The sequence below is a fragment of the Kocuria oxytropis genome (assembly GCF_040981195.1).
Taxonomy (GTDB): Bacteria; Actinomycetota; Actinomycetes; order Actinomycetales; family Micrococcaceae; genus Kocuria; species Kocuria oxytropis.
In genome coordinates this window covers 1-982 of the sequence record NZ_JAVFXA010000059.1, presented here as the reverse complement: position 1 = coordinate 982, position 982 = coordinate 1, and the positions used below count along the sequence as shown (strand labels likewise).

1 pseudogene is annotated in these 982 nt (G+C 72.0%); it reads right to left on the bottom strand.

What is annotated here, in order from left to right:
• Positions 1-133: 133 nt before the first annotated feature.
• A pseudogene (locus QYM41_RS17555) lies at positions 134-982 on the bottom strand (hypothetical protein); the annotation flags it as partial.

The following is a 982-nucleotide window of genomic DNA, read 5'->3' as shown; positions in this document are numbered from 1 at the left end:
GGTCCTGCGGACCAGCTCGGCGACGTTGGGCGCCTCGTTGAACGTGGGCACGATGACGGTCAGTTCCATGGTGTTCTTTCCCCTCTGGCCCGGGCGTGGCCCGGGCTCGTGTGGCACGGCTGCTGCTGCGGTGCTACGGGCGCTGGACGCGGTGGATGGTCCAGTCCCCGAAGGTCTGCACCGGCTCGGCGCTCTCCAGCGTCTCCCGGGCCATGGTCAGGCCCAGGTCCTCGAAGTAGTCGTCGTCGGTGCTGGGCCCGGTGACGATCCAGTCGATCGCGTCGGCGCCCTCCGGGTGCTCGTGGAGGAACTCCGGATCCAGGTCGACCTTCTCGATGGGCACCACGGCCCAGTGGTCGTTCCGGCCGGCGGACTCGAGGTCCTGCCACAGGACGTAGGGCACCAGGACGGTGTCCTCCGCCGGCAGGTTGTCCTGGGCCCACTCGAGCGCCGCCGTCCACTCCTTGTTGTTCTCCCCGGCGAGCACGGTCCGGCCGTGGTCCACCCACTGCCCGGCGAACAGCAGCGTCACGAGCGCCGCGCAGCCCGCCGCGTAGCCCCACGCCCACCGGCGCTCCCCGGCCGGCAGCGACGGCACGTAGCCGCGCAGCGCCACCCAGAGGGCGTCGAGCCCCACGGCGAGGGCCAGGACCAGGAAGGGCAGGACGCCGATGATGTACATGGCCGGCAGATAGCCCTGGCCGACCACCACGGGCACCGCGGCGGTGCCGAGCGCCACGGGCAACCACGCCGTCCGGCGGTGCAGCAGGCAGTACAGGGCGGCGGCGAGGCCGAGACCGATGAGGTACTGGTCGTAGAACAGCCAGTCCCGCATGAGCTCGGCGCGCTCGGAGCTGGGGTCCCACACGGACCCGGACCCGGAGCGGTCGACGAACTGGTAGGCCAGCGCGTCCTGCAGCGACACGTGGCCGGGGCCGGTCAGCAGCTCGCCGCGCAGCAGGGCCATGAGCGGATAGGAGCC